The sequence below is a fragment of the Haloferax sp. S1W genome (genome assembly GCF_044593955.1).
Lineage (GTDB): Archaea > Halobacteriota > Halobacteria > Halobacteriales > Haloferacaceae > Haloferax.
In genome coordinates this window covers 1638650-1665145 of sequence record NZ_CP172595.1, presented here as the reverse complement: position 1 = coordinate 1665145, position 26496 = coordinate 1638650, and the positions used below count along the sequence as shown (strand labels likewise).

At 61.7% G+C, this 26496-nt stretch carries 27 protein-coding genes and 1 tRNA gene; 15 read left to right on the top strand and 13 right to left on the bottom strand.

What is annotated here, in order from left to right:
- Positions 1-20 precede the first annotated feature (20 nt).
- Complete coding sequence (nth, locus tag ACH9L7_RS08710; RefSeq protein WP_396610330.1) at positions 21-704, bottom strand: endonuclease III; 684 nt, start codon at positions 702-704, stop codon at positions 21-23.
- A 56-nt stretch (positions 705-760) separates the two neighbouring features.
- On the opposite strand from nth, the gene ACH9L7_RS08705 reads away from it, so the two are divergent.
- Positions 761-970: a hypothetical protein gene (locus tag ACH9L7_RS08705; protein ID WP_396610329.1), complete on the top strand. Its 210-nt coding sequence runs from the start codon at positions 761-763 to the stop codon at positions 968-970.
- A gap of 113 nt (positions 971-1083) precedes the next feature.
- Here the strand turns inward: ACH9L7_RS08705 and ACH9L7_RS08700 are convergent, their stop codons facing one another.
- Entirely contained in the window at positions 1084-2301 is a 1218-nt protein-coding gene (locus ACH9L7_RS08700) for a proteasome-activating nucleotidase (protein ID WP_396610328.1), read from the bottom strand.
- 172 nt (positions 2302-2473) lie between these two features.
- Here ACH9L7_RS08700 and ACH9L7_RS08695 point away from each other — a divergent pair, with 172 nt between their 5' ends.
- The 4 genes from ACH9L7_RS08695 to rad50 are packed head-to-tail and all read left to right on the top strand — an operon-like array spanning position 2474 to position 7156.
- Positions 2474-2743 carry a MarR family transcriptional regulator gene (locus tag ACH9L7_RS08695; protein ID WP_396610327.1) on the top strand — a complete coding sequence of 90 codons (270 nt, stop codon included), beginning with the start codon at positions 2474-2476 and terminating at the stop codon, positions 2741-2743.
- Between the two features lie 26 nt (positions 2744-2769).
- Positions 2770-3147 (top strand): hypothetical protein, encoded by a 378-nt coding sequence (locus tag ACH9L7_RS08690; RefSeq protein ID WP_396610326.1) that lies wholly within the window; start codon positions 2770-2772, stop codon positions 3145-3147.
- Positions 3144-4478 carry a DNA double-strand break repair protein Mre11 gene (mre11, locus tag ACH9L7_RS08685; protein ID WP_396610325.1) on the top strand — a complete coding sequence of 445 codons (1335 nt, stop codon included), beginning with the start codon at positions 3144-3146 and terminating at the stop codon, positions 4476-4478. Before ACH9L7_RS08690 ends, mre11 begins: the two co-directional genes overlap by 4 nt.
- On the top strand, positions 4475-7156 hold the full coding sequence (rad50, locus tag ACH9L7_RS08680) for a DNA double-strand break repair ATPase Rad50 (protein WP_396610324.1): 2682 nt from the start codon (positions 4475-4477) through the stop codon (positions 7154-7156). Before mre11 ends, rad50 begins: the two co-directional genes overlap by 4 nt.
- Before the next feature lie 44 nt (positions 7157-7200).
- Here rad50 and ACH9L7_RS08675 read toward each other — a convergent pair whose 3' ends face one another.
- Genes ACH9L7_RS08675 through ACH9L7_RS08665 form a run of 3 tightly spaced genes read right to left on the bottom strand, consistent with a single transcriptional unit; the run spans position 7201 to position 8403 of the window.
- On the bottom strand, positions 7201-7623 hold the full coding sequence (locus ACH9L7_RS08675) for a hypothetical protein (RefSeq protein WP_396610323.1): 423 nt from the start codon (positions 7621-7623) through the stop codon (positions 7201-7203).
- 25 nt (positions 7624-7648) lie between these two features.
- Complete coding sequence (locus ACH9L7_RS08670) at positions 7649-8167, bottom strand: hypothetical protein (RefSeq protein WP_396610322.1); 519 nt, start codon at positions 8165-8167, stop codon at positions 7649-7651.
- A gap of 50 nt (positions 8168-8217) precedes the next feature.
- On the bottom strand, positions 8218-8403 hold the full coding sequence (locus ACH9L7_RS08665; RefSeq protein ID WP_396610321.1) for a hypothetical protein: 186 nt from the start codon (positions 8401-8403) through the stop codon (positions 8218-8220).
- Between the two features lie 129 nt (positions 8404-8532).
- Between ACH9L7_RS08665 and ACH9L7_RS08660 the strand changes: the two genes are divergently transcribed.
- The 7 genes from ACH9L7_RS08660 to thrS all read left to right on the top strand — a co-directional run bounded on the left by ACH9L7_RS08660 (position 8533) and on the right by thrS (position 18291).
- Positions 8533-11229, top strand: a complete 2697-nt coding sequence (locus tag ACH9L7_RS08660) for a DNA-directed DNA polymerase (protein WP_396610320.1) — start codon at positions 8533-8535, stop codon at positions 11227-11229.
- A 218-nt stretch (positions 11230-11447) separates the two neighbouring features.
- The gene (locus ACH9L7_RS08655; RefSeq protein WP_396610319.1) at positions 11448-12356 is read left to right on the top strand and encodes an ABC transporter ATP-binding protein; all 909 of its coding nucleotides are present in this window, start codon (positions 11448-11450) and stop codon (positions 12354-12356) included.
- 12 nt (positions 12357-12368) lie between these two features.
- Positions 12369-13799: a Fe-S cluster assembly protein SufB gene (gene sufB, locus ACH9L7_RS08650; RefSeq protein ID WP_396610318.1), complete on the top strand. Its 1431-nt coding sequence runs from the start codon at positions 12369-12371 to the stop codon at positions 13797-13799.
- Positions 13800-13802: 3 nt separating this feature from the next.
- Positions 13803-15011, top strand: a complete 1209-nt coding sequence (gene sufD, locus ACH9L7_RS08645; RefSeq protein WP_396610317.1) for a Fe-S cluster assembly protein SufD — start codon at positions 13803-13805, stop codon at positions 15009-15011.
- Between the two features lie 194 nt (positions 15012-15205).
- Positions 15206-15697 carry a ferritin-like domain-containing protein gene (locus ACH9L7_RS08640; RefSeq protein ID WP_396610316.1) on the top strand — a complete coding sequence of 164 codons (492 nt, stop codon included), beginning with the start codon at positions 15206-15208 and terminating at the stop codon, positions 15695-15697.
- A gap of 4 nt (positions 15698-15701) precedes the next feature.
- A complete protein-coding gene (locus tag ACH9L7_RS08635; protein ID WP_396610315.1) occupies positions 15702-16154 on the top strand; it encodes a metal-dependent transcriptional regulator in 453 nt (150 codons plus the stop codon).
- Positions 16155-16350: 196 nt separating this feature from the next.
- On the top strand, positions 16351-18291 hold the full coding sequence (gene thrS / locus ACH9L7_RS08630; protein ID WP_396610314.1) for a threonine--tRNA ligase: 1941 nt from the start codon (positions 16351-16353) through the stop codon (positions 18289-18291).
- 28 nt (positions 18292-18319) lie between these two features.
- On the opposite strand, the gene ACH9L7_RS08625 is transcribed toward thrS, so the two are convergent.
- The 4 genes from ACH9L7_RS08625 to ACH9L7_RS08610 form a co-directional block, all read right to left on the bottom strand.
- Complete coding sequence (locus ACH9L7_RS08625) at positions 18320-19027, bottom strand: DUF1641 domain-containing protein (protein WP_396610313.1); 708 nt, start codon at positions 19025-19027, stop codon at positions 18320-18322.
- A 9-nt stretch (positions 19028-19036) separates the two neighbouring features.
- The gene (locus ACH9L7_RS08620) at positions 19037-20185 is read right to left on the bottom strand and encodes an NAD(P)/FAD-dependent oxidoreductase (RefSeq protein ID WP_396610312.1); all 1149 of its coding nucleotides are present in this window, start codon (positions 20183-20185) and stop codon (positions 19037-19039) included.
- 72 nt (positions 20186-20257) lie between these two features.
- Complete coding sequence (locus ACH9L7_RS08615) at positions 20258-20506, bottom strand: sulfurtransferase TusA family protein (protein ID WP_396610311.1); 249 nt, start codon at positions 20504-20506, stop codon at positions 20258-20260.
- A 70-nt stretch (positions 20507-20576) separates the two neighbouring features.
- Positions 20577-20975 carry a hypothetical protein gene (locus ACH9L7_RS08610; RefSeq protein WP_396610310.1) on the bottom strand — a complete coding sequence of 133 codons (399 nt, stop codon included), beginning with the start codon at positions 20973-20975 and terminating at the stop codon, positions 20577-20579.
- Between the two features lie 338 nt (positions 20976-21313).
- Here ACH9L7_RS08610 and ACH9L7_RS08605 point away from each other — a divergent pair.
- Positions 21314-21386 (top strand) — tRNA-Gln (locus tag ACH9L7_RS08605).
- Positions 21387-21578: 192 nt separating this feature from the next.
- Here ACH9L7_RS08605 and ACH9L7_RS08600 read toward each other — a convergent pair.
- Positions 21579-21860, bottom strand: coding sequence for a hypothetical protein (locus tag ACH9L7_RS08600; RefSeq protein WP_396610309.1), 282 nt, complete (start codon positions 21858-21860; stop codon positions 21579-21581).
- A 138-nt stretch (positions 21861-21998) separates the two neighbouring features.
- Between ACH9L7_RS08600 and ACH9L7_RS08595 the strand changes: the two genes are divergently transcribed.
- Positions 21999-22775: an FkbM family methyltransferase gene (locus ACH9L7_RS08595; protein WP_396610308.1), complete on the top strand. Its 777-nt coding sequence runs from the start codon at positions 21999-22001 to the stop codon at positions 22773-22775.
- Between the two features lie 11 nt (positions 22776-22786).
- Here ACH9L7_RS08595 and ACH9L7_RS08590 read toward each other — a convergent pair whose 3' ends face one another.
- The gene (locus tag ACH9L7_RS08590; RefSeq protein ID WP_396610307.1) at positions 22787-23746 is read right to left on the bottom strand and encodes a DUF3179 domain-containing protein; all 960 of its coding nucleotides are present in this window, start codon (positions 23744-23746) and stop codon (positions 22787-22789) included.
- Entirely contained in the window at positions 23743-24462 is a 720-nt protein-coding gene (locus ACH9L7_RS08585) for an alanyl-tRNA editing protein (protein WP_396610306.1), read from the bottom strand. The genes ACH9L7_RS08590 and ACH9L7_RS08585 overlap by 4 nt, the downstream gene beginning before the upstream one ends.
- 274 nt (positions 24463-24736) lie before the next feature.
- Between ACH9L7_RS08585 and ACH9L7_RS08580 the strand changes: the two genes are divergently transcribed.
- On the top strand, positions 24737-25429 hold the full coding sequence (locus tag ACH9L7_RS08580) for an HD domain-containing protein (RefSeq protein ID WP_396610305.1): 693 nt from the start codon (positions 24737-24739) through the stop codon (positions 25427-25429).
- Positions 25430-25477: 48 nt separating this feature from the next.
- Here the strand turns inward: ACH9L7_RS08580 and ACH9L7_RS08575 are convergent, their stop codons facing one another.
- Positions 25478-26467, bottom strand: coding sequence for an NAD-dependent epimerase/dehydratase family protein (locus ACH9L7_RS08575; protein ID WP_396610304.1), 990 nt, complete (start codon positions 26465-26467; stop codon positions 25478-25480).
- Positions 26468-26496 lie beyond the last annotated feature (29 nt).

Genomic DNA, 26496 nt, shown 5'->3' with positions numbered 1-26496 from the left:
GTAGGCTTCCGCCCGCGTCCTCACCACTGCTCGGCGCTTGCGAGGTCAACCTCGTGGTCGAGTTTCGAGGAGGGACAGATGTCTTCGAGGACGCACGCGTCGCAGTCGGGGTTCCGTGCGTCACAGACGGCCCGGCCGTGACTGATGAACAGATGCGTGAACTGCTGCCAGTCGGACTCGGGAACCACCGGCATCAGGTCTTCTTCGATTCGTTCTGGGTACTCCTCTTCGGTGAGTCCGAGTCGCCGCGAGAGTCGCTGGACGTGGGTGTCGACGACGATGCCCTCGACGATGTCGTGCCCGTGTTGGAGGACGACGTTCGCCGTCTTGCGGCCGACGCCCGCGAGGTCGGTCAGTTCGGACATCGTGTCCGGCACCTCGCCGCCGTGTTTCTCGACGATGTCGGCGCAGGCGCTGCGGATGTACTTCGCCTTGTTGTTGTAGTAGGTGATGGAGTTGATGTCCTCGGCCAACTCCTCTTGGTCGGCGTTCGCGTAGTCCTCGGGACCGTCGTACTTCTCGAACAACTCGGCTGTGACCTTGTTGACGCGCTCGTCGGTACACTGCGCGGAGAGCATGACAGCGATGAGGAGTTCGAGCCGATTCGAGTAGGTAAGCGAGATGGTCGTATCGGGGTACTCCTCGTAGAGTCGGTCGAGGACTTCCTCGGCTTGCGCCTCGCGGGAGTCGAGTGGCGTGCCCATACCAGTGGGTGCGACCGATTCGATTTCAGTTGTTCGGGTTGGGACGACTCGGGGAGTTGACCTTCGTCGTCGTCGACAAACCGGACAAAGACCAACGATTTATCATCCACGACTACGAGCGAACGACCATGGCTGCTATCGAACTCCCCGGCCGCAGTGAAGCGTGGCTGACCGCGGCGGCGACACTCGGCGGGTACAGCATCATCCTCGTCGGAATGTTCGTGGTGCTTTTCGTCCTGCCGTTCGTCGTCGCATCGTCACTGTAACGCTCGTTTTTCGCGTCCACTCTCGGCACTGGAGCACGCTCGGTCACAGAGGCTGTCGGCACTGGAGAGTGGGTTCTGTCGAAAATGTCGTCGTGAGACGAGGGAGTCTGGAATTAGGCGAACGCGCGCGAGATGTCCGCGCCGTCGTCTGCTTCCTTCTGAATCTTCGCCCAGGCGTCCATGAAGTCCTGCATGTAGATTTCCGTGCGGTCGTCACGGATGGCAAACATACCGGCTTCCGTACAGACGGCCTTGATGTCAGCACCGGAGGCGTTCTCGGCGAGTTCGGCGAGTTCCTCGAAGTCCACGTCGTCGGAGACGTTCATCTTCCGGGTGTGAATCTTGAAGATGATTTCGCGGCCGTCCTCGTTCGGCTTGGGCACCTCAATGAGGCGGTCAAACCGACCGGGGCGGAGGATGGCGGGGTCGAGCATGTCGAAGCGGTTGGTCGCCGCGATGATGCGGATGTTCCCGCGCTCGTCGAAGCCATCCATCTCCGCGAGGAGTTGCATCATGGTCCGCTGGACCTCGGCGTCACCGGAGGTCTTCGAGTCGGTCCGCTTCGAAGCGATGGCGTCGATTTCGTCGATGAAGATGACTGCCGGTTCGTTCTCGCGGGCGACTTCGAACAGGTCGCGCACGAGTTTCGCGCCCTCACCGATGAACTTGTGCACCAGTTCGGACCCGGCCATCTTGATGAACGAGGCGTTGGTCTGGTTCGCAACGGCCTTCGCGAGCATCGTCTTGCCGGTCCCCGGCGGCCCGTAGAGGAGGACGCCGGACGGCGGGTCGATGCCAACCTTCTCGAACATCTCGGGGCGGTCGAGCGGCATCTCGACCGTCTCGCGGACCTCTTCCATCTGGTCTTCGAGTCCGCCGATGTCCTCGTAGGTCACGTCAGGGCTGTGTTCAACCTGCATGACGCGCGCCCGGACGTCGGTCTCCTTGTCGAGTCGCTTGACAATAGAAAGCGAGTTGTTCACCGCGACACGCGCGTCCGGTTCTAACTTTTCGCGCATCTCGTCGGTCACTTCGGTGAGGGCCTCTTGGTTGTTACCGTGCTGCTTGATGATGACCCCCTCGTCCGTGATTTCCTGTACCGTCGCGACAAAGAGCGGCGACTGCTTGAGCTTCTTATTCTCGTGCGTCAGCCGTTCGAGCTTCTGTTGATACTTGTTATTCTCGGCGTTCGCATCGAGAAGTTTGTCCCGCATCTCCTCGTTTTGCGATTCGAGAACCTCGAGCCGCTCTTGAAGGGCGGTGATCTTCTCCTGCTGCGACGCCGTATCCTTGTCGTAAGGAAGATCGACGTCGTCCACAGTGTCGGTCATCACCCGGGGTAGGACGCAGGCTCATAAGAGGCTTCGGGTGTGTGTGGGCTTCGCCGCCTGTATCCCCGTTGTACTGGATGTTGATGAGTCTGACAGGTGTCACACGAATTCCTATCGGTAATAAATCTGGATAGCAAATATTATCTAATAGCATTTCGTCGTGTGTGATACGATGAGCACCACCGAAGCAGTCGAACGCCAGTCGGAACCCCAATCTGAAGACCGCTGGGAAACGGTTCGGGACATGCCCCCGAGTGCGAAGTTGGTCGCGAAGATACTCGATTACGAAGACACGCTCACGCAGAGCGAAATCGCCGAGGAGTCGCTCCTGCCGCCGCGGACGGTCCGGTATGCGCTCTCCCGTCTCGAAGAAGAAGGCGCTGTCGACTCCCGGTTTTCGTTCTCCGACGCGCGCAAGCGGCTCTACACCCTGCAGGTTTAAATTCGAAAACGGGGCCACGTCGGCCCATGACTGACCCAGCCACTGTCGGCCGCGCGCTTAGCGACCTTGCGGACACTGACGCTCCTTCTCGGCGTCCCCCGCGCGACGATGTCGTTGCGGCCGCGCGCCGCGCGTTCTCGACCCTCGGGGACGCGGCCGATTTTCTCGACGATGGCGGCGAAGAGCGACTTCGCCGCGCTGTTGGGGCCGCCGCACGACGTGGCGACCACGATGTCGCCCGCGAGGGCCGTCGCCTGCTTCGTGCGCTGGACACCCTCCGCTCATCTCTCGACACCGCATCTCCCCTCCACGACTCCGACACGACACCCGAGCGGAGAGGTGACCACTTCCACTCCGGTCGCACAACCGTTTTTAGCGGCGGCGGCGAAGCAGCGGATAGATGACACGGGTGATACACACCGGCGACACCCACATCGGGTACCAGCAGTACCACTCGCCGGACCGACGCCAGGACTTCCTCGCGGCGTTCGAGCAGGTGGTGACGGACGCCATCGACGAGGAAGTCGATGCGGTGGTCCACGCGGGTGACCTCTATCACGACCGCCGACCCGAACTTCGCGACTTGCTCGGCACGCTCGCTGCGCTCCGCCGCCTCGACGATGCAGGAATCCCGTTTCTCGCCATCGTCGGGAACCACGAATCGACGCGCGGCGGGCAGTGGCTCGACCTCTTCGAGCGCCTCGGGTTGGCGACGCGCCTCGGTGACGACCCCACGCTTATCGGTGACGTGGCGTTCTACGGACTCGACCACGTGCCCCGTTCCCGGCGCGACGAACTGGACTATCAGTTCGACCCGCACGACGCATCCCAGGCCGTCCTCGTCAGCCACGGACTGTTCACGCCCTTCGCTCACGCCGACTGGGAGACTGAGACGGTTCTGGAAGAGTCGAACGTCGACTTCGACGCCGTCCTCCTCGGCGACAACCACGTCCCGGATGTGACCACCCTCGACGACACGTGGGTGACCTACTGCGGGTCGACCGAGCGCGCGAGCGCCAGCGAACGCGACCCCCGTGGGTACAACGTCGTCACTTTCGAGGACGACACGGTCGATATTCGCCACCGGACCCTCGAAACGCGGCCGTTTCGATTCATCACGGTCGACCTCTCCGAGGGGGAGGGAATCGAGCGTGTTCGCCAGCGTGTCCGCGAGTTCGACCTCGAAGACGCCGTCGCAATCGTGGAACTGACGGGCGACGGTGAGTCAGTGACGCCCGCCGCCGTCGAGACGTTCGCTGTCGAGCAGGGTGCGCTCGTCGCGCGCGTGACCGACCGGCGCGAGGTAGATACCGAGGCCGAGCAACTCGCGGACGTTTCCTTCGCCGACCCCGACGACGCGGTCAACGACCGAATCCGCGAGATGGGCCTTTCGAGCGCTGCACTCGACATCGACGAGACAGTGCGCGCGAGCAAGACGGCCGACTCGAACGTCCGCGACGAGGTCAAAGAGCGCGTCGCCACCCTGCTTTCGGACGACCCGAACGCGTTGGTTGCCGCCGACGATGGAGGCGACGAGAGCGGTGCGGGAGACTCCGGTCAGGCCGTCGAAGGCGACGACGAGTCCGAGGTAGCCGTCGACGAGCCCGAGGTAGCCGTCGACGAGTCCGAGATAGCCGTCGACGAACCCGAGACAGTCGAAGCGGAGTCCGAAGACGATTCGCCGTCGAAGCAACCGAAGGCCGCCCAAGACAGTTCGCTGGGTGATTTCGAATGAGGTTCACGCACATCGCCCTGCGGAACTTCAAGCCCTACGAGGACGCCGAACTCGACCTGCGCGACGGCGTCACCGTTATCCACGGCGTCAACGGGAGCGGGAAGTCGTCGCTCCTCGAAGCGTGTTTCTTCGCCCTCTACGGGTCGAAGGCGCTCGACGGGACGCTCGAAGACGTGGTGACGACCGGCGAGGACGACGCCGAAATTACGCTGGAGTTCGTCCACGCTGGCGGCCAGTACCGTATCGACCGTCGAATTCGCATCTCGGGAGACCGCGCGACCACGGCCAAGTGTGTTCTCGAAGGTCCCGACGAGACTATCGAGGGTGCCCGAAACGTTCGCAGGTACGTGGCCTCGTTGCTGCGGATGGACAACGAGGCGTTCGTCAACTGCGCGTACGTCCAGCAGGGCGAGGTCAACAAACTCATCAACGCCACCCCCGCCCAGCGGCAGGACATGATAGACGGCCTGCTGCAACTCGGAAAACTCGAAACCTACCGCGAGCGCGCTGGTGACGCCCGACTGGGTGTCGAAGACGTGCTGACGAGCAAGCGGAGCGTCCTCGAAGACGTCGAGTCGCAAATCGAGGCCAAAGAGGACGAAAACCTCCACAGCAGGCTCAACACACTCGAGTCTGAACTCTCGGAGGTCGAATCGAAAATCGAGCGCTACGAGGACCAGCGCGACAAGGCGCGACAGACGCTCGAAGCGGCCCAGTCCACCCTCGACGAACACGCGGAGAAGCGAGAGCGCCTGTCGGCGGTCGAATCCAAAATATCCGACCTCAAAGAGAAGGTTGCAGCAGACGAAGCAGAGCGGGACCAACTCACAGAGCGCATCCGTGAACTGGACGAGAAGGCGAACGAACTCGCAGACAGCATCGAGGCGGCCGTCTCAAAAACCGACCTCGACGAGGCCACCGGAGATTCACTCGTCGCGCAGCGAGAGATGCTCGACGACCGCGAGTCCGAACTCCGCGAGGAACTGTCGGACGCGCGGACGAGGGTGCAGGCGCTCACGACGCAGGCTGACCGACTCAAAGAGCGCGCAGACGACCTCGAAACGCGCGCACGTGAGAAGCGCGAACGCGCCGACGAGGACGCGGCGGCCGCGGGGGACGCGGCGGCCGACCTCGATGACCTCCGCGAGACGCGAGCGGACATCGACTCGTCGATTTCGGCCATCGACGAAACGTTCGAAGACGCGCCTGTCGAACGCGGCGAGGCGGAAACGCTCCTCATCGAGCGGCAAGAAACACTCTCGGCGACCCGAAAATCGCTCGCTGAGACAGAGACTGAACTGAAGAACGCACGCGAGCGACTGGCGGAGGCGCGCGAACTCCGCGACGCCGGAAAGTGTCCCGAGTGTGGTCAACCGGTCGATGGGTCTCCCCACGTGGACGCCATTGACGACCGCGAGGAGACCGTCGAATCGCTCGAAGCGAAACGCGAGTCACTCGAATCGGAGGTCGAATCGTGCCAGTCGGCGGTCGAGTCGACCAACGCGTTGGAAGAAGCCGAAAGTCGCGCCGCATCGCTCGAAGAGCGGCGCTCCCTCGTCGAGGAACGTATCGCCGACCGCGAGGAGACCGTCGAATCGCGCCGTGATGCGGCCGAAACGAAGCGCGAAGCGGCCGCGGAACTCGAATCCGAGGCCACGGAGAAACGCGACGCGGCGGCGACACAGGCCGACCGTGCGGCAACTGTCAAAGAGACGGTCGCAGACCTCGAATCGGACCTCGACGCGCTTGACGAGCGCCGCGACAAACTCGACCGTGTGGAATCGCTCCTCGACGCCCGCGAGACAGCCGTCGATAGTCGGGACCGACTCCGAGAGAAGCGCGAGACGCTCGCCGAGGTCAACGACGAGCGCCGCGAGCACTTACAGGACCACCGCGACCGACGCGCAGAACTCCGCGAGGCAGTGGACGAAGACGCGGTCGAAGACGCACGCACGCGAAAAAAGAAAGCGAAATCGTACCTCGAGCAGGTCGAAGCGGACGTGCTCCCCGACCTTCGAGAGAAGCGTGACGACCTCCAGAGTCGGATTGGCGGCGTGAAAGCCGACCTCGAACGCCTCTCGGAACTTCGGGAACGGCGTGCGGAACTCGCCGAACGTGTCGACGCGCTGCAGTCGCTCCACGACGAAGTAACCGGCCTCGAAGCGACCTACGGCGACCTCCGAGCGGAACTCCGCCAGCGGAACGTCGAGATTCTCGAACGGATGCTCAACGAGACGTTCGACCTCGTCTACGGGAACGACGCCTACTCGCGCATCCGTCTCGATGGCGAGTACGGACTCACGGTGTTCCAGAAGGACGGAACGGCGCTCCAACCCGAACAGTTGTCCGGCGGCGAGCGCGCGCTATTCAATCTGAGCCTCCGATGTGCCATCTATCGGCTTCTCGCGGAGGGTATCGACGGTGCCGCGCCGCTGCCGCCGCTCATCCTCGACGAACCGACCGTCTTCCTCGACGACGGACACGTCTCTCGACTCGTGAACCTCGTCGAAGAGATGCAGCGCCGCGGCGTGAAGCAGATTCTCATCGTCAGCCACGACGACGAACTCGTTGGCGCGGCCGACGAACTCGTGCGCGTCGAGAAGAACCCGACGACGAACCGCTCGTCGGTCGAACGGACCGACGCGCCGGACCTCCAGAGCGCGCTCGCGGACGACTAACACTGCGCTGTCTCCGTTTGTGTTTCTTCAGGGCCGGAGTCCCTTCAGCGTCGAAGTTGGTCGATGCCCTCGTGGGCGAGTGGCGTGGCTTCGTAGCCGCGTTCACCGTACACCCGCGTCTCTTCGATGAGACCGGCGAGTTTGAACTCAGTCAGGAGGCCGTGGAGGTCGCTCTCGCAGAGGTCGTAGGCGTCCATGAGTTCGACGACGGAGAGCGGGCCACGCTCGACGAGTTCGACGAGCAGACCGAGACCCTGTTCGGTCGGGACGGCGACGAGGACGCGGCGGGCGGGGTCGGGAACAGCACGCGCAGCGGTTTCGAGTGGTGACTCGCCACCTGCAGCTTCGAGTTCGTCGTTCGAGAGGTAGCGCTCCTCGCCTGTTTTTGGGTCGCGGACGCGACTGGCGTCGCGAGAACGTTTGACGAGCAGGTACGTGCGGCCGTCTGGCCCGCGGACCGTTCGCATAGTCGGGCGAAGGCGTCGGCGACTGTTAGCGGTTGCGCTCGTCGGCGCGGTCTGCTTCGTCGGTGTGGTTTGCCGCTTCGGCTTCTTCACGTTCTGCTTCGTCGTCGCTCGACCAGTCGCGCGACTGGTACTCTCGATACATGGTGTACATACGAGCGAGCGCGACCACGCCGAGTAGTGTGACACCACCGCCGACGAGCATCTGGCCGCGGAAGTAGATGAGCATGGGACCGAGCGAAATCCCGGCGAGGCCGACGTTCGCGAGGATGACGCTGGCCCAGAACATCCGCGCTTGCTCGGGATCAACGTCGGCCTTGAACTCGGGCGCGCCGTCGGTACCCGCGTCCTCGCCGGGGATGTCGACCCGGGGGATGTTCGGGAGGTCTTTTTCGGGGTCCCCCCAGCGCGCTTCCGGGTCGCCCCAGCGAGAAACCGGGTCGGTTCGAGAGGGACCGTCGTCTTCGGACGAATTCGTGCTTCGATTCCCCGTCGAAGACGACTCTACCGACTCTCGAACGTCGTCGCGTCGCTCGTCGTCCGTCACGCTCTCACCGAGTTGTTGTGCCGAGAAAAAGAACCCGTTTCGTTAGTCAATCAGGCGCAGTCGTCGAGGCTCATCGACCGAGTTGCCTCGACCCAAGCAAGTGGGTTCTCCGCATCGTAGAACACCACGCCTCCGTCGATATCGTAGGATTCGATCGTCTCAGCTCCTGTGGGACCAGTCGGTCCAGAGCTGTCGATCGTGCCGTCCCACCGTTCGGAAGTTGCGTGGTCGGTCATATCGCGTGTCACAGAATGTCATGCATATATAAATGTCTTTCCGTAATTTGAATAACGAGTAGTTCGTACGTGCGACGTTAGGCCCGCAGAAGCGCGGGGATTTTAATCGGGCCCGCCGAAGCGATTGCCATGACGCAGACGGGTTTGAACGAGTTCGGGGAGGACGACGCCGGGAGCGTCGGCGACACGCGGCCGGACGAAGAGGCCGCCATCGTCGCTGGCGACGCCGGGCAGCACGTCTCCGACGTTATCGACACGGACGAGGTGCGATTCCCCGACCCCGACGGGACGGTCGAACTGGCCGTCACGCAGGTCGACTACACCATCGAAGGTGGCGGCCGCGACGAGTATCCGGTCCTCCATATCTTCGGCCGAACGGCGGACAACGAGCCGGAACACGTCCGTGTTCTCGGGTTCGAACCGTACTTCTACGCGCCGGCCGAGAGCCTCGACGACGAACTCCTCGACAAGGATGTTATCACACGCACCGAGGAGGGATACGAGAGTATCCGTGGTGAGGCGCTGACGAAGATTTGCACGCGGACGCCCCGCGACGTTGGGCAAATTCGCGACGAATTCGACCATTACGAAGCGGACATTCTGTTTCCGAACCGCCTCCTCATCGACAAGGACATCAAAAGCGGCGTCCGCGTCCCCGACCGCCGCCTCGATGACGGGTCGATTCAGATTCCCCATCAGGAAGTCGAGTCGGCAGACGTGGAAGCGAACCTCCGGGTGAACACCTTCGACATCGAGGTGAACGACCGGAACGGCTTCCCCGAAGACGGCGAGGAGCCGATTATCTGTCTCACCTCTCACGATTCGTACCGCGACGAGTACATCGTCTGGCACGCCGTTGCCCCCGACGGCGAGGGCAAACGCCCCGAGTCGCTTCCGGGCTACGACTTCCTGCGCGACGGCTCGGAGGTCGGGGTTCGCACCTTCGACGACGAGGACGCCATGCTCGACGCGTTCCTCACGTACATCGAGGAGACCGACCCAGACATCCTAACTGGTTGGAATTTTGAAGACTTCGACGCGCCGTACTTCCTCGACCGACTCGACGTGCTGAACCCGACGAGCGACTACGACCTCGATTACAACAGGATGTCTCGCCTCGGCGAGGTCTGGCGCGGCGGGTGGGGCGGCCCGGACATCAAGGGCCGCGTCGTCTTCGACCTGCTCTATGCGTACAAACGCACGCAGTTCACCGAACTCGAATCCTACCGACTCGACGCCGTGGGCGAACTCGAACTTGACGTTGGCAAAGAGCGGTACTCCGGTGACATTGGCGACCTGTGGGAGCAGGACCCAGAGCGTCTGTTGGAGTACAACCTCCGCGACGTGGAGTTGTGTGTCGAAATCGACCGCAAACAAGATATCGTCGCCTTCTGGGACGAGGTGCGGACGTTCGTCGGCTGTAAGCTCGAAGATGCGCCGACGCCCGGCGACACGGTGGACATCTACGTCCTTCACAAGGTCCACGGCGAGTTCGCGCTCCCCTCGAAGGGCAAACAGGAGTCGGAAGACTACGAGGGTGGTGCGGTCTTCGACCCCATCACGGGCGTCAAGGAGAACGTGACGGTGCTGGACCTGAAGTCGCTGTACCCGATGTGTATGGTGACTATCAACGCGTCGCCGGAGACGAAAGTCGACCCCGAAACCTACGACGGCGAGACGTTCCACGCACCCAACGGGACGCACTTCCGACAGGAACCCGACGGCATGATTCGGGAGATGGTCGACGAACTCCTCGAAGAGCGCGAGGAGAAGAAGGCGCTTCGAAACGAACACGACCCGGGTTCGTCCGAATACGGACAGTTCGACCGGCAGCAGCAAGCTGTCAAGGTCATCATGAATTCTCTCTACGGCGTTCTTGGGTGGGACCGCTTCCGCCTGTACGACAAAGAGATGGGTGCGGCGGTGACGGCGACCGGTCGAGAGGTCATCGAGTTCACAGAGCAAGCAGCGAACGAGATCGGGTACGACGTTGCATATGGGGACACCGACAGCGTCATGCTCGAACTCGGTCCCGACGTGTCCACGGAGGAAGCCATCGAGCAGTCCTTCGAAATTGAAGAACACATCAACGGGGCCTACGACGACTTCGCACAGGAGGCGCTCGGAGCCGACGAACACCGCTTCCAAATCGAGTTCGAGAAGCTCTACCGTCGGTTCTTCCAGGCGGGGAAAAAGAAGCGCTACGCGGGTCACATCGTCTGGAAGGAGGGCAAAGACGTTGACGACATCGACATCACGGGCTTCGAGTACAAGCGCTCTGATATCGCGCAGGTGACGAAGGAAGTCCAAAAGGAAGTCATCGACATGATTGTCCACGGTGAGGATACCGAGGTCATCAAAGACTACCTCCACGACATCATCACCGACTTCGAGACCGGGAACCTCCCGCTGGAGAAAGTCGGTATCCCCGGCGGCATCGGCAAGAAACTCTCGGCGTACGAGACGCCCACCGCACACGTTCGCGGTGCACAGTACGCGAACGCCTTCCTCGGAACCAACTTCGGCCGTGGGTCGAAACCGAAGCGCCTCTATCTCAAGAAAGTCCACCCGTCGTGGTTCCGCCAGAAGGAGACCGAGGGCTTCGACCCGCAGATGGACGACCGCTACCGGGCGTTCAAGCGTGACCCCGACGTAATCTGCTTCGAGTATGCCGACCAGATTCCCGACGAGTTCGAAGTCGATTGGGACACCATGCTCGACAAGACGCTCGAAGGGCCAATCTCCCGCATCATCGAAGCGCTCGGCATGTCCTGGGACGAAGTCAAGAGTGGTCAGGAACAGACCGGCCTCGGGAGCTTCATGTAATCGGCGGTATCACGCTCTAAGTAACCGAATTCGGTTACATTTTGCGGATCGCTGTAGTATCCTTTGGTTCACCGAAACCCGCACACACGTCTCAAAACACCCACTCTATTTTCTACTAACGAAAACAAATTTTCCTTCTACAAAAAGTGGCAGGGGTAAATGCGCAAGCATTATGGCCGATACTCCCTACGCTTCGAGTACGAGGCAACGAACCAACGATGGCAACTCTCGAGATCAAAAACCTCCACGCACGTGTCGCGGAGGACGATGGTGAGCAGATTCTGCGAGGCGTCGACCTTGAAGTCCGTTCCGGTGAGATCCACGCGCTTATGGGTCCCAACGGTTCCGGTAAGTCGACAACCTCGAAAGTAATCGCCGGTCACCCGGCCTACGAGGTCACCGAAGGCGAAATCCTCCTCCACCTTGAGGAAGATGACTTCGGTGACATCGAGATTCCCGAAGACGCCCGCACGTGGAATCTTCTGGAACTGGAGCCGAACGAGCGCGCAGCGCTCGGTATCTTCCTCGGCTTCCAGTACCCCGCGGAAATTGAGGGCGTCACGATGACGAACTTCCTCCGCACCGCGCTCAACGCGAAAATCGACGAGCGCGAAGAACTCCTCTTCGGCGAGGACGACGAGGAAGAAGAAGAAGAAGACGTTGGCTACGACACGTCCCCGATGGAGGGCAACATCGACGAGGGCGAGATTGGCGTCGCCGAGTTCCAGAAGCTCCTCAAAGAGAAGATGGGACTGCTCGACATGGACGAGAAGTTCATGCAGCGCTACCTCAACGCCGGTTTCTCCGGCGGTGAGAAGAAGCAGAACGAAGTGCTTCAGGCTGCCATTCTCGAACCCTCGATTGCCGTCCTCGACGAGATCGACTCCGGTCTCGACATCGACCGCCTGCAGGACGTATCGAAGGGAATCAACGCCCTCCGCGACGAGCAGGGCACGGGTATTCTCCAAATCACTCACTACCAGCGTATCCTCGAGTACGTCGAGCCCGACCACGTCCACATCATGCTGGACGGGAAGGTCGTCAAGAGCGACGGCGCGGGTCTCGCGGCCGAACTCGAAGAGAAGGGATACGACTGGGTCCGTGAGGAAGTCTACGAGACTGCGTAAACCACACACACCATGAGTTCCGAACAAGACCACCTCAAAGAGACTGACACCGAAGCTCGCTTCGAGTTCAAGAAGGAGCAGAAGGCCGCGTTCGCGGCCGAAAAGGGTCTCACAGAAGAGACCATTCGGGTCATCTCCGAAGACAAAGACGAACCCGAATGGATGCTCGAGCGGCGTCTCCGCGCCCTCAAGCAGTTCCAGAAGATGCCGATGCCGACCGACTGGCCCGGCCAGCCCGACCTCTCCGAGGTCGATGTCGACCAGATCGTCCCGTACATCCGCCCCGACGTGGAAGTGCGCGGCGGTGTCGACGACTGGCGCGACCTGCCGGACGACATCAAGGACACCTTCGACAAACTCGGTATCCCGGAAGCAGAGAAGAACGCGCTCTCTGGCGTCGGCGCGCAGTACGAGTCCGAAGTCGTCTACCAGAACATGCAGGAGCGCTGGGAGGAGAAAGGCGTCGTCTTCATGAACATGGACCAAGCGGTCCAGGAACACGAAGACATCGTCAAGGAGTACTTCATGACGAAGTGCGTCCCCCCGAGCGACAACAAGTTCGCCGCACTCCACGGTGCCATCTGGTCCGGCGGGTCGTTCGTCTACGTCCCCGAAGACACGACGGTCGACATGCCGGTGCAGGCGTACTTCCGCATGAACTCCGAAGGGATGGGCCAGTTCGAGCACACGCTCATCGTCGCGGAGAAGGGCTCCGAAGTCCACTACATCGAGGGCTGTTCCGCACCCAAGTACTCCGCGTTCAACCTCCACTCCGGCGGCGTCGAAGTGTTCGTCGGCGAGGACGCGCACGTGCAGTACTCGACCGTCCAGAACTGGTCGAAGAACACGTACAACCTCAACACCAAGCGCGCAATCGTCGAGAAGGGCGGCCGCATGGAGTGGATTTCGGGGTCGATGGGCTCGAAGGCCACCATGCTGTACCCCGCGTCCATCCTGAAGGGTCGCGGCGCGTCCGACAACCACATCACCATCGCCTTCGCGGGCGAGGGCCAGAACATCGACACCGGCGCGAAGGTCTACCACAACGCTCCCGAGACGAAGTCGACCATCGAGTCGAAGTCCATCTCGAAGGACGGCGGCCGCACCAACTACCGCGGTCTGGTCCACATCGCCAACGGCGCGAAGAACTCCTCGACCGCGGTCGAGTGTGACGCGCTGATGTTCGACAACGAGTCCACCTCGGACACCATGCCCTACATGGAAATCAACGAGTCCACGGTGGACGTTGCCCACGAGGCGACCGTCGGGAAGATCGGCGACGAGGACGTGTTCTACCTCCAGTCGCGCGGTCTCGACGACGACGACGCAAAGCAGATGATCGTTTCCGGGTTCATCGAACCCATCACGGAGGAACTGCCCATCGAGTACGCAGTCGAACTCAACCGACTGGTCGAACTCGAGATGGAGGGGAGCCTCGGATAACCAATGAGTGCGCAACTTCCCGCAAACCTGTCTGAAGAGACAGTACGAGAGATTTCGGACGCACGGGACGAGCCGGAGTGGCTCCTCGAGGCCCGCCTCGAGGCCCTCGACGCGCTCGACGACCTCGACCTGCCGGATGTCATCCAGACGCCCGGCCGTCGGTGGACGAACCTCGAAGCCCTCGACTTCGAGTCGCTCGTCGACCCGCTGAACCAGTCCGACGAGACAGTTCGCGAGGCACCCGACGATGTCGTCGTCCTCCCCTTCACGGAGGCGCTCGACGAGTACGGCGACCTCATCGAGGAACGATTTGGCTCCGTCATCGACCTCGAAGAGAACTACCTGACGGCGCTGTCGGCCGCCCTGTTCACCACGGGCACGTTCGTCTACGTCCCCGAGGGCGTCGACGCACAGGACGTGAAGGTTCGCGCCGAGATGAACTCTCGGTCGCTCTTTAGCCACACGCTCGTCGTGACCGAGAAGTCGTCGTCGGTCACCATCCTCGAGAGCATCGCCTCCGGCGAGGACGCCGACGAAGAGCGGTACTTCTCGAACCTCGTCGAAATCGCCGCTGGCGAGAACTCGTACGTCCAGTACGGGTCGCTCCAGAACCTCGACGAGGACACCTACACGTACACGCTCAAGCGCGGTGACGCAGACACCTACGCCACCATCAACTGGATCGAAGGCAACCTCGGCTCTCGACTCACCCGCAGCGACATCGAGACCGAACTGAACGGTGACGCCTCCGAGACGAAAATCGTCGGCGCGTTCTTCGGCCACGACGACCAGCACTTCGACGTGAACGCTCGCGTCTGGCACCAAGCCGAGAACACGACCGCAGACCTCGTGACCCGCGGCGTCCTCGACGACGAGGCCCGCTCGGTCTACGAGGGTGTTCAGGACGTTGGCCGCGACGCGTGGAGTACGAACTCCTACCAGCGTGAGAACACGCTGATGCTCTCGGACGAGTCCGAGGCAGACGCGTCACCGAAGCTCATCATCCACAACCACGACACCGAAGCGTCGCACGCCGCGACGGTCGGGCAGGTGGACAAAGAGGACCTCTTCTACATGGTCTCTCGGTCCATCCCCGAACTGCAGGCCCGCAACATGCTCGTCGAAGGCTTCTTCGTCCCCGTCCTCGACGAAATCGAAGTCGACGAGTTCCGCGACGACCTCGAAGAACTCATCGCCGCGCGCCTGAAGTAAGCACATCTCACCTTCGACTTCTGTTTTCTTTTGCGGCTGAGAGACGCAGTCAGTGCGGACGCTCTCGCTCTAAGCAGACTGTCCCGTGAGCGACCGCAGGAGACGCGCAGTGCAAAACGTGGAGGAGTTAAGTCAATCCCCCACAGATGCTGTGACATGAACGAGGTATCGCGCTCGAATCAGGGGTGTCTCGCGTGAGTGTCGGATATCAAGTTACATCGGACCACCAACTCGCGCGTCTCTTGCAGATCGGAATCGTCCTCGAAGAAGTCGTTGAAGCCCGTGCCTATCACCACCACGAGGAGATGGGCGACGACGACCTCGACGAGGAGATTCGGAACCTGCTTTCGCACGCCGCCGAGGAGTCGAACGAACACCGAGAGCGCCTCGAAGAGATTATCGACCGACTCGATGTCGACAGCGTTCCCTTCGAGGAAATCGAGGCACTCGTCGAGGCGCAGTACGGCCAGACGAAACCCGAGGATTTCGACGGCGTCCTCTACGACCAACTCTGCAACGAGGAGACGGCCTACAAGTTCTACGACGACGTTATCAAGGCCATCGAGGCGAGTGATGCACAGTTTACCATCGACCGCGAAGAACTCGTCGCGACGCTCTCGGAGATTCGCGAGGAGGAAGCCGATGGTGTGGAAGAGGTAACGCGAATCATGGAAGGGCGCGAGTGACACAATGAACACGGCAGACCAATACGTCAAAGCGATTTACCTGCTGCAGCAGATAGAAAACGGCCCGGCGGCGACGGGTGCGCTCGCGGACAAGATGGACGTGAGTCCGGCGAGTGCCAACGAGATGATTGGCAAACTCGAAGAACGTGGACTCGCCGAACACGAGAAGTACAAAGGGGTCTCGCTCACTGACGACGGTATCGTACAGGCTCGCGACGCGCTCCAGACGTACTGCATCATCGAGCGGTTCCTCTCGAACGTCCTCGACGTCGAGGACTTCCGCGCGGAAGCCCGCGAACTGGAACCGGTCATCGACGACATGATTGCGGGCCGACTCGACACCATCATCGACCGGAAGTCGGAGTGCCCGGACTGCTTCGACCCGGAGACGGACGCCTGCAAGTACCTCGGCGTGTGCGACGCCGAAGCGGAAACTGAAACGGAAGTCGCGGACTAACGCGCCTCCGAGAGACTGTCCTCGTTTTCACGGCCCCGAGTCTCTGTCGGCGACGAGCACCAGCGGGACCACGCTGAACCCCAGATACGTTTATCAAGCTCCGTCTCAAAGTGAAGACGAAATGATGGTTGGTGGCTGCTTTACACGCCGGGTCTGAGCCCGCACACCTAGTCACCACCATCCTCGATTTTCGACCATGTCACGCCAAGAACACGGACAGATAGTGGTAACGCTCCCAGATGGTTCCGAACTCGAAGTCGAGACGGGAACGACCGTCGAGGAGGTCGCCTACGAAATCGGACCCGGTCTCGGGAGAGACACCGTCGCGGGCGTTGTGGGCGGTGAACTCGTCGACAAGGCGACGCCACTGGACGCGGACGCGGCGGTAGAAATCGTCACCTCCTCGAGCGACGAGTATCTCGACTGTCTGCGACACACCGCGGCCCACGTCTTCGGACAGGCGCTCCAGCGACTGTCTCCGGCGGCGAACCTTGCTATCGGTCCACCGACGGACGACGGGTTCTATTACGACATCCACGGCGTCGAATTAGACCGCGACGACCTCGACGACATCGAAGCAGAGATGGCCGACATCGTCGAGTCCGACTACGAGATGGAGCGCATCCATCTGGACCGAGCGGAGGCGTTCGGGCGGTACGAGGACAATCCGTTCAAACAAGAGATTCTGGAGACCGAGGCCGCGGGCGAGGATCCGGTTTCGTTCTACCGACAGGACGACTGGTACGACCTCTGTCAGGGGCCGCACGTCGGGTCGACGGGGAAGATTGGGGCGTTCGCGTTGCTCGATATCTCGGCCGCGTATTGGCGGGGCGACGAGGCGAACGAGCAACTCACCCGAGTCTACGGGACGGCGTTCGAGTCCGAAGAGCAGTTAGAAGACTTTCTGGAACACCGTCGTGAGGCGAACGAACGCGACCACCGGAAAATCGGCCGCGAGATGGACCTCTTTTCGGTGCGCGATTACTCGCCGGGGTGTGTCCACTACCATCCGAAGGGCATGACCATCCGCCGCGAACTAGAGGCGTACATCCGAGAGAAGAACGAGGAACTCGGCTATCAGGAGGTCTGGACGCCTGAACTCAACAAAGCCGAGTTGTGGAAGCCGACGGGCCACTACGACGCCTTCAAAGAGGAAGGCGAGATGTTCGCGTGGGAGCAAGACGACACCGAGTACGGCCTGAAGCCGATGAACTGCGCGAACCATGCCCACATCTATGGGAACGAACGCCATTCCTACCGCGACCTTCCGCTCAAGTACTCCGAATTCGGGACGGTCTATCGGAACGAGCAATCGGGTGAGCTATCCGGACTGCTCCGGGTTCGGGGCCTTACGCAGGACGACGGCCACGCCTTCGTCCGCCCGGACCAAATCGAAGACGAGATTCGGCAGACGGTTCGAGTAATCGAAGAAATTTACGAACAGTTCGACCTCGAAGTCCTCTACAAACTCGAGACGAAAGGCGACGACGCGATTGGCAGCGACGAAATCTGGGAGACCGCGACGAACTCCCTTCGGAACGCTCTCAACCACGAGGGAATCGAATACGATGTCGAGGAGGGCGAAGCCGCCTTCTACGGGCCGAAGATAGGGCTCGACGCCCGCGACGCACTCGGTCGGGAGTGGACTATCGGAACGGTTCAAGTCGACTTCAACATCCCGAAGCGACTCGACCTCGTCTACGTGGGCGAGGACAACGAGGAACACCGCCCGGTGGCCATTCATCGCGCACTCCTCGGAAGCCTCGAACGCTTCATGGGCGTCCTCATCGAGCATTTCAAAGGAAACTTCCCGTTGTGGCTCGCCCCGGAACAGGTCCGTATCCTGCCTCTCTCGCAGGCACACCACGAGTACGCCCACGAGGTTGCCGAGGAGTTATCGGACTTCCGTGTGGAGGTCGAAGACCGTGACTGGACGATTGGCCGGAAGATTGCCGAAGGTCACGAAGACCGCGTCCCCTACATGCTGATTGTCGGCGACGACGAGGCAGACGCTGGAACGGTGTCAGTTCGAGACCGTCAGGAACGCGAAAAGAGTGCCGTGCCAGTCGAGCAGTTCCGCGACCATCTCGAAGCCGAACGAGCGGAAAAGCGCACCGAGGTAGATTTCCTCGGCTAACTGAACCGTGGTCACGGGAGCGTGGGTGCTATGCACGCTCCTCGTCGTGTTTGTCGAGGTCGCTGCCGATTCCGCGTGCGAGCGCGAGAAGGAAGTGCATCCCGCGCTGGACCTCCGGGTCGCGGAGCGACCGAACCATACCGATAGTGCCGGTCCGTTTCGGTGGTTCGCTCCCGGCCTCGCCCATCCCGCGCAGCATCGTCTGGATGGCGCGGACCGTATCCGGGTCGCTCGCCGTGTCAGCGACTTCGCCGAGCGAACTCCCAGTCTTGGCGAGGTCCGCCACCATCTCGTCGTCCATCGCGGCGGTAAGTAGCGTCACGGCGTCCGCAATCTGTGCGAGTTCGTCGAGCGTACCGGTCTGTTCGAGGCGGACGAGCGTTTGTAGGGCGCTCTCTAGGTCTTCGGCGTTTTCCCCCACCGATGTTGCGAGTGAAGCCGTCTCACGAGTGGCGAGGCCGTCAGCCGATTCGAGGAGGAGCGACGAGGTGTCGGCGAGACTCGTCACCATCTCGTCGTCCATCGCGGCGGTTGCTAACTGGGTCGTGTCGAGGAGTTCGTTTACGAGGCCCAACCGCTCGACGAACGCGACAACTTCCTCGGGATGCGCTTCGACAGCGGCTTCAAGCGCTTTGCGTGCCTCGGTCTCGGTCGACTCGGATTGTGTCTCTGGTGCGTCCATCTCTGTCACCTCGTTCGTGGTGTTCTCGTCTGGGGGAGTGCTCGAATCGCTCATCGAACCACTTCAGATGACCCCCCGGGCGGTCAGCCAGTAGGACTCGTTGTACGCGAGTTTGCTCCAGTGGAGCAGTTGCGATGGCTCGCGGACCACTGGTTCGTCCCCGTAGGCGAACTCGACGAACGTGGCTTCGTCCATCCCGCTCTCGATGAAGCAGATGGTCTTGCCGTCGTAGGTCTCGGTGGGGACGAGGCCGCGGACGCGACTTGCGATGCGGTCGGCGACCGTTCCGGCCGCGTAGTGTGCGACGCTCCCCGCTTTCGAGGTCGGCAGGTCGGCAACGTCGCCGATGGCGTACACGTCCTCGGCGTTCGTAGCTTCGAGGGTGTGTCTGTCGACAGCGACCCAGCCGTCGTCGCCGAGACCCGCGTCGGTCACGAGGTCACTTCCCGTGTGCGGCGGGATGGCGACGAGGAGGTCGTAGTCGAGTTCGGTCCCTTCCATCGTCTCGATGACCTTCGCGTCGGGGTCGATTTCCTCGGCGTTGAAGAACGTCTCCAGATTGATGTCGCGTTCTTCGAAGGTCGCTGTCGCCCACTCCGCGATGGACTGGATGCCGTGAGCGCGCTGGATGGGATAGGTGTACGTGATGTCGATGTCGTCGCGGAGGCCGCGCTCGCGGAACCACGCGTCGGCCATGAGGACGAACTCGACCGGCGCGGCGGGACACATATGCGGCACGCCGATGACCGAGAGGACGAGGTGCCCCTCAGTGAAGTCAGCAAGCGCGTCGCGGAGGCGTTCGGCACCGTCCGGCGCGTAGAAGTGGTGGCCACCCTCCTTCAAGCCGGGAACCTCGTCGGGGACGAGGTTTGCCCCCGTCGCGAGGACGAGGTGGTCATAGTCGAGTCCACTGTCGTCGCCAGCCAGTTCGAGGTGCTTGCGCTCGGTGTCGATTCCGGTGACGCGGTCGACGACGAGTTCGACCCGCCGGTGGTCGACGAGGTCAGCGAGCGGGCGACGGGCTTCCGCTACCGTCTTCTTCCCGAAGGCGACGTAGAGGAACGCCGGTTTGTACGTCTGTTCCGGCGTGTCGTTGACGAGCGTCACCTCGACATCGCCGGCATCGATTTCCGCTACGAGGTCGTCGGTGAGGCGGTTGGTGAGGACGGACCCGCCCGTGCCGCCGCCGACGATTACGATTCGTTCTGTCATAGTGTTGTGAGTGAAGTGGGTTCGGTTCGGCCTCGCGGCCGAGCGACACGGGTGGTTGCGGTGACGCGGGCGCTATTTCGTGGTCTCGATGAAGACGGACCAGTAGCCCTCGTCTTCGTGTTCGACGATATCGAGCGTCTCGTGGCCGGCCTTGGCGACCCACTCGGGCACGTCGTGGCTGGACGAGCTATCGGTCGTCATGAGTTCGACGACGGTGCCCGCGTCGAGTTTCTTGACCTTACCGATGAGGTCCATAAGCGGACCGGGGCAGGTCGCGCCGCGAGAGTCGATTGTCACGTCGGGGTGGATGGATTCGGTCATTGTCGTGGTGTGGTTGTGTGGGTTGTTCGAACAACAGTGCGGGTGGCCGTCGGTGGTCATCGGAGGCCGCTTAGACAAATATCACCTGCTTGTCTTCCGCGTGGGTGAGGAAGCCCGAGACGCCGAGTACGTCGTCGAAAACTTCGTGGTAGTCGTCGAGAGTCTTCCCGAGCATGTCCATGGATAGTTCACAGGCGTAGACGTGCAGCGGACCGATTTCCTTCGCTTGCGCGATGCTCTCGAAGAACATCGGCATCTCAACGTCTTCGGCGGCCATCATCGCGCGGCCGACTTCGCCAACTTCGTAATCCATCGACGCCATGCGCTCGTTGTCGAACGCTTCGAGGCCGCCCATGGTTGCGAAGATATCTACTGGGACCTCCGACGCGGCGGCGATGGCCGCGATGTTGCCAACTGCTTGGAGCCGTTCGAGCCGTGCGGATTCGAGGACGATTGCATAGCCAGTCATGATGTGCTCACAGGTGAATGGTGGTTCCGAGTGGCTATATTATTGTACAGATGTTCCAAGATTGTGAGAAACGAGTTGGTGATTAAGAGGTCTTCGAGCGAGTGTGTCTGTCTGTGAGGTGTCGAAGACCGTGCGTGACGTTCTCCGTCGCAATCCAGTCACGTCCGTCGAATATGGGACTGAACCGCACGACTCGAAAAGTAAGCTTATTGTGTCGTCACCTCGCTACCTGAAAGTGCGAAGTTCCGCAGTCGTACGCGGAGCAAGTGAAGTCCCATGGTGGTAAGCAATCTCGAAGGGATTGCGAGATACGTGGGGCAAGCGAACGAAGTGAGCGAAGTCCCATGGTGTAGTGGCCAATCATAGCGGCCTTTGGAGCCGCTGACGGCGGTTCGAATCCGCCTGGGACTATTTTGCGAGGAACAACGTGACGAGCAAATAGTCACAACGCGGATTCGAAGCAGGGAGCGATAGCGACCGAGGTTCGAATCCGCCCGGAACGACCACCAATCTCGGATAGTCCAAATCACTGTAAGGATACTCACCGGTCTGATTCGCTTTTTCCTTGGTTGTAGACCGTGCCACCCGCTAGGCGAGTGATTGTTACGTGCTCTGCGGGAGCGGTTCCAGTGGATAGACCCCGGCAATTGCGAGGAGGGAAAGGAGCGTCAACAGCACCAAAAAGAGCCACGTGTGTTCGTCGGTCCATTCACGAACACCGTGTGACTGCAGTCGTAACACCGCAATCGCACTGAAAAGCGAGAGCGAAATACTGGTGAGGGTATTTCCGTCGATGAACATCCAGACGCTGACTGCGAGCGTACCAATCGCAACAACACTGTCTGAGGTTTTTGTCCACCCGCCATACTCACCACATATTTCCATCTGATTGACAGCAAGCGGAGGTGACATAATTACCTTTGCTTACGAGCCTTGCGTGCGACCTATCTTTGGGCACGCCGGGGATTTCGACCCCACACCCAACGAACAATTTTTACTCTCACCCAATGACAACCAAGTAAGGTGTCTCTCCGTCACCCGCTTTCGACACTGCGACACTACGGCTATTTGCTCCATTACGCGCTCGTCCGCGCCAACTACCAGCGCCGACTGATTGCGACCACAAAGCGGGTTGGACAGACGAAATTCCGCAGTTACGAACTGTTCAACCGCCACGGAAAGGACGTGCTCCTCCAAGCACTCTTGCTTAATCTCGACGACGGGGATGTCGTCGTCGACGTGGGTGCCAACACGGGGACCTATACACTCGCAGCGGCGGCGGACGCACCGTCGGTCGAAGTCGTCGCGGTCGAACCGAATCCGAATGTCGCCAGCCAACTTCAGGCGAACGTCGAGGCCAACCCGTTCGACGACCGAGTTCGAATCCTGACGTGCGGACTCGGCGACGCCGACGAGACGCGGGAGTTCCACCTGTCGAATTACGACGAGTTGGGGTCGTTCTCGTCGGCGCACGCGAGCGCGTGGGAGGCACAGGTCGTCGATACAGCACAGGTTTCGATGCGGAGTCTCGACTCGCTGGTCGATTCCGATGCGGTCCCGCCGCCGGACCACCTGAAGATAGATGTCGAAGGCTACGGGGTGAACGTCCTCCGGGGGGCGGAGTCAGTCCTGCGCGATTACCGGCCGACGGTGTACTTCGAACGCCACGACGCTCGGGGGAGATACGATGAGTCGGCGGCGAAGAACCTCCTTCGCGAGGCGGGGTACGAACTCGTCCCGGTTCGGGAGGGGTGGGTGTGCGAACCGGCGGCGACGACCACGACCTCGCACTCGGTGTAGCAGTCGTCTGCTCAGCCTTCGTAGAATGCCTCGACTCCGTGGTCGTCGTACCACGTGAAGGCGAACAGTCGTCTGGCGGGAACGCGGTTGAGTGAGCGACCGTCCTCGGCGACTCCTGTTGCACCATCCCACCGCGTTCCGTCAGCGTCGAACGTCCGGCCGTCGCCGACCGAGTCGAACGAATAGCCGGGATTTGCGAAGGCGTGGATACCGGCGTCGGTCGAAAAGACGACGATGGGGTCGTCGCCAACGTCAAGGGAGAGTGTGCCGCCCGCGGATTCGACAGCCTCGGCGGTAACACCGACCGCTTTGCCGCCGCGTTCGAGACCGAGCACGACATCCTTGGGGCCGATACCGTCGAGTTCGTCGGCGCTCCACGCCCGTCCGCCGGTTCCGCGGTGCGCGCCGAGACCGAAGCCATCCATCTCGAAGTAGCGCTCGTACGGTTCGAGGTCGTAATCGATTGGTTCGGGGTCGTCACCTTCACCAGCGGCTTCGCTCCGGCCGCCCGGCGGGGCCATGACGCGCCCGTCTGGGTTTGCCTCCTCGAAGGCGGCCCACGTCGTCACGGCGGCGGGGAGGACAGTCAGCGACTCGCCCGCAAGCGGTCCCGTGATGCACTCGCCGAGCGACTGTTTCCACTCCGACTCGGTTTCGCGGTCGTACATCACGAGGTCGTCGTCCGCGAGTTTGCCGGAGACCCCGAATTCGAGCGTGTGGTTGTCGACCCGGCGGTCGTACACGACGGCGCTCCCGCAGAGCGGACACCACGTCACAGCGACGGGAACGTCGCCGAGTACGTCGTTGACGATTTCGTGGTAGTGGAGGTAGCGAATCGGGTACGCGCGGGCGGTGCCATTGATGTTGAGCGCGATGACTTCGTCGTCTGCCGGGCCGTCGTACGACGCAACGAACTGCGGGTCGTCCACGCTCGGGATGGCGTCTTTCGGAATGACCTGCCGAACGTTCATTTGAGTACGAACTCGACGCGCTCGTGTGAAGATCCTTGTGTCGTGCGCCCAGTGAGCACGACCGTTCCAATCTCGCCCGTGGAGGCGACGTGCGTGCCCGCACATGCAGTTCGGTCGATTGAGTCGTCTTCGTTTCCGATTTCGACGATTCTAACCTCTCGAATCGAGTCGGGAAGCATGTTCAAGCGGGTTCGCTCCGGGTCGAGGGTCGCTTCCGCCTCGTCGCGGTCGAGGGTGTACCACCGGACCGGAAGGTCCGCGTCGACCAACTCGTTCAGTCGCGACTCGATGTGGCGGAGGTCCGACTCGTCGAAGCGGTCGTAAGCGCAGTCGAGGCGTGCGCGGTCGGTGTAGAGTTGATTACCGGTCGTCTCGGCGTCGTACTCGTCGAGGAGCACCGCAGAGAGGAGGTGTTGGGCCGTGTGATAGCGCATGTGCGCCCGACGGCGGTCGGCGTCGATGTGTCCAGTCACAGTCGTCCCCGGTTCTGGGGCGTCGCCATCGACGACGTGCTCGATTCGGTCGCGCTTCCGAACGTCGGTGACCGTCCACTCCGTCTCGCCCGTCGAGAGCACGCCTGTATCGTGTGGCTGGCCACCACCGGTCGGGTAGAAGTACGTCTGGTCGAGGACGACGCGGTCGGTTCCCCGGACCGCGTCCACCGTCGCCTCGAACGTCAGTCGTTCGGCGTCGTCGAGATAGCGTGCGTCGGTCACAGGGGAATCACGTGTCGAGCGGAGTTAGGTGTAACTCTGGGGTGTGGATTGTACTGTGTGCCCCCGAAGAGAGCGGGTTATGGCGGGTGTCTCAGAAGCGCGTATTTTACGGATTCGAGAGTGTCACACAGTACCGAGGGCAACCGAGAGACGCGCCGAGTTCGGTCGACAACGGCAATTCGGGGAGTTGGGGTGTCGTAACGCCTAAGAGTAAAACGGTCCTCATTCGGTATAATGAGAATACATACGAGCCATCTCCCACGGAGGTGTCACCGTGGGCGTTGAGATAAAAGAGTCGTCCGTCTCCGATGCGGAATTCGCCGAGATGAAGCGATTCGTCTCGGATTATCTCGCCGCCAGCGTCGAGAACGAAGACGACGGCGGCCGGATGCGGTGGTACCCGTGGCACTCCGCGGACTACCGCTTCAACCACATCCTGAACGTCGTGGACCTCGCCACCGACATCGCGGAACACGAAGGGGCCGATGTCGACGTGGTCAAGGTTGCAGCACTCTTTCACGACATCTCCAAACTCGAAGCCGAACAGGAGGTCCACGCCGAAGAGGGTGCCCGCGTCGCCCGCGAATATCTGGAGACCCGCGGCGACTACCCGGCGTCGTTCGTCGACCAGGTTTGCCAAATCATCACTGACCACTCGTTTCAGGGGTCGCTCATGGATGTCTCCCTGGAGATGCGGTGTCTCATCGAGGCGGACATCCTCGACAAAATCGGTGCCAACGGGACTGCGTTGATGCTCCTGCGAATGGGCTACGAGGCGCGAACGCACATGGACGCCGCCGAGATGGTCGAACGCGTCTTCCAGCGCGGCCTCGACGCCTCCCGCCGACTCGTGACCGAGCGGGGTCAGAGTCTCGCTCACCAGCGACTCAAGCGCGTCAAGTGGTTCCGCGAGTGGTTAGAAGACGAGGTTCCGGAGATGGACCACGACGCCGATTCTCTGGTCTAACGGCACGTCGTCTTCGAACTCCCCGCCGTTTTTAGTCGCAACCTCGGTTTAGAGCGTATCGAGAATCGAGAGCACGCGCGCTTCGGCGTCGCGGCCGGGGTCGTGTTCCGACCCATCTCGGTCGCTGTTTCGGTGCGACTCGACCGACCCGCGCATCGCTTCTTCGACCGGCGTCGATTCCCATCCGAGACTGGCGAGTTTGTTCGTCGCGAGGACGTGCGGATACTCCCGATAGAGTACGTAGTCGGTCGGTTCGAGACCGACCGCGTCGAGTTCGCGCTCGCCCGCGTGGACGACTTCCACGTCTGTACCCGCCGCGTCGGCGATGACCTCGACCATCTCTTCGAGCGTTACGAGTCGTCTGTCGCCGACGTTGTACGCTTCGCCCGCCTCGCCCTCCTCGGCGACAACGCGCATCGCGCTGGCCACGTCTTCGACGTAGGCGCGGTGCCAGACGTTCGTTCCGTCGCCGGGGACCACGACGCGGTCGTGGTTCAGCACGCGGTCTATCCAGTAGTCCAGTCGCTCGGTGTAGTCGTGCGGCCCGTAGACGATACACGGCCGAACCGACATCGCGTTGATTCCGCGCGAGGCCGCCTCGAAGACCACGCGGTCCCCCTCGGCCTTTCGGGGGCCGTAGCTTTCCGGCGAGTCGTCGACAGCCTGCTCGTCCGTACACCCGGACAGCGGGGTGACGCCCTCACGCTTCGGAATCTCCTCCGCTCCGTAGGCCGCCCCGCTGGAGATATAGACGTAGGCGTCCACGTCGGCGAAGATGTCCACCGCGGAGGCAACCTCGTGCGGTTTGTACGCCACGCAGTCGAAGACGGCGTCGGGTTCGACCGTCAGTTTCGCCGTGCGGAGCGCTTCGTCGTCGGTCCGGTCGCCCTGAATGTGCTGGACGCGTGGGTTGTCGGCGAAGGGGTTGTCGTGGTTCCCGCGGTTGAAGATGGTCACGTCGTAGTCGTGGTCGAGGAGGTCCGAGACGAGGTGGCGGCCGATGAATCGGGTGCCGCCGATGACGAGTGCAGAGTCCATGTCTCGGTCGAAGGCACGTGGCGTGAAAA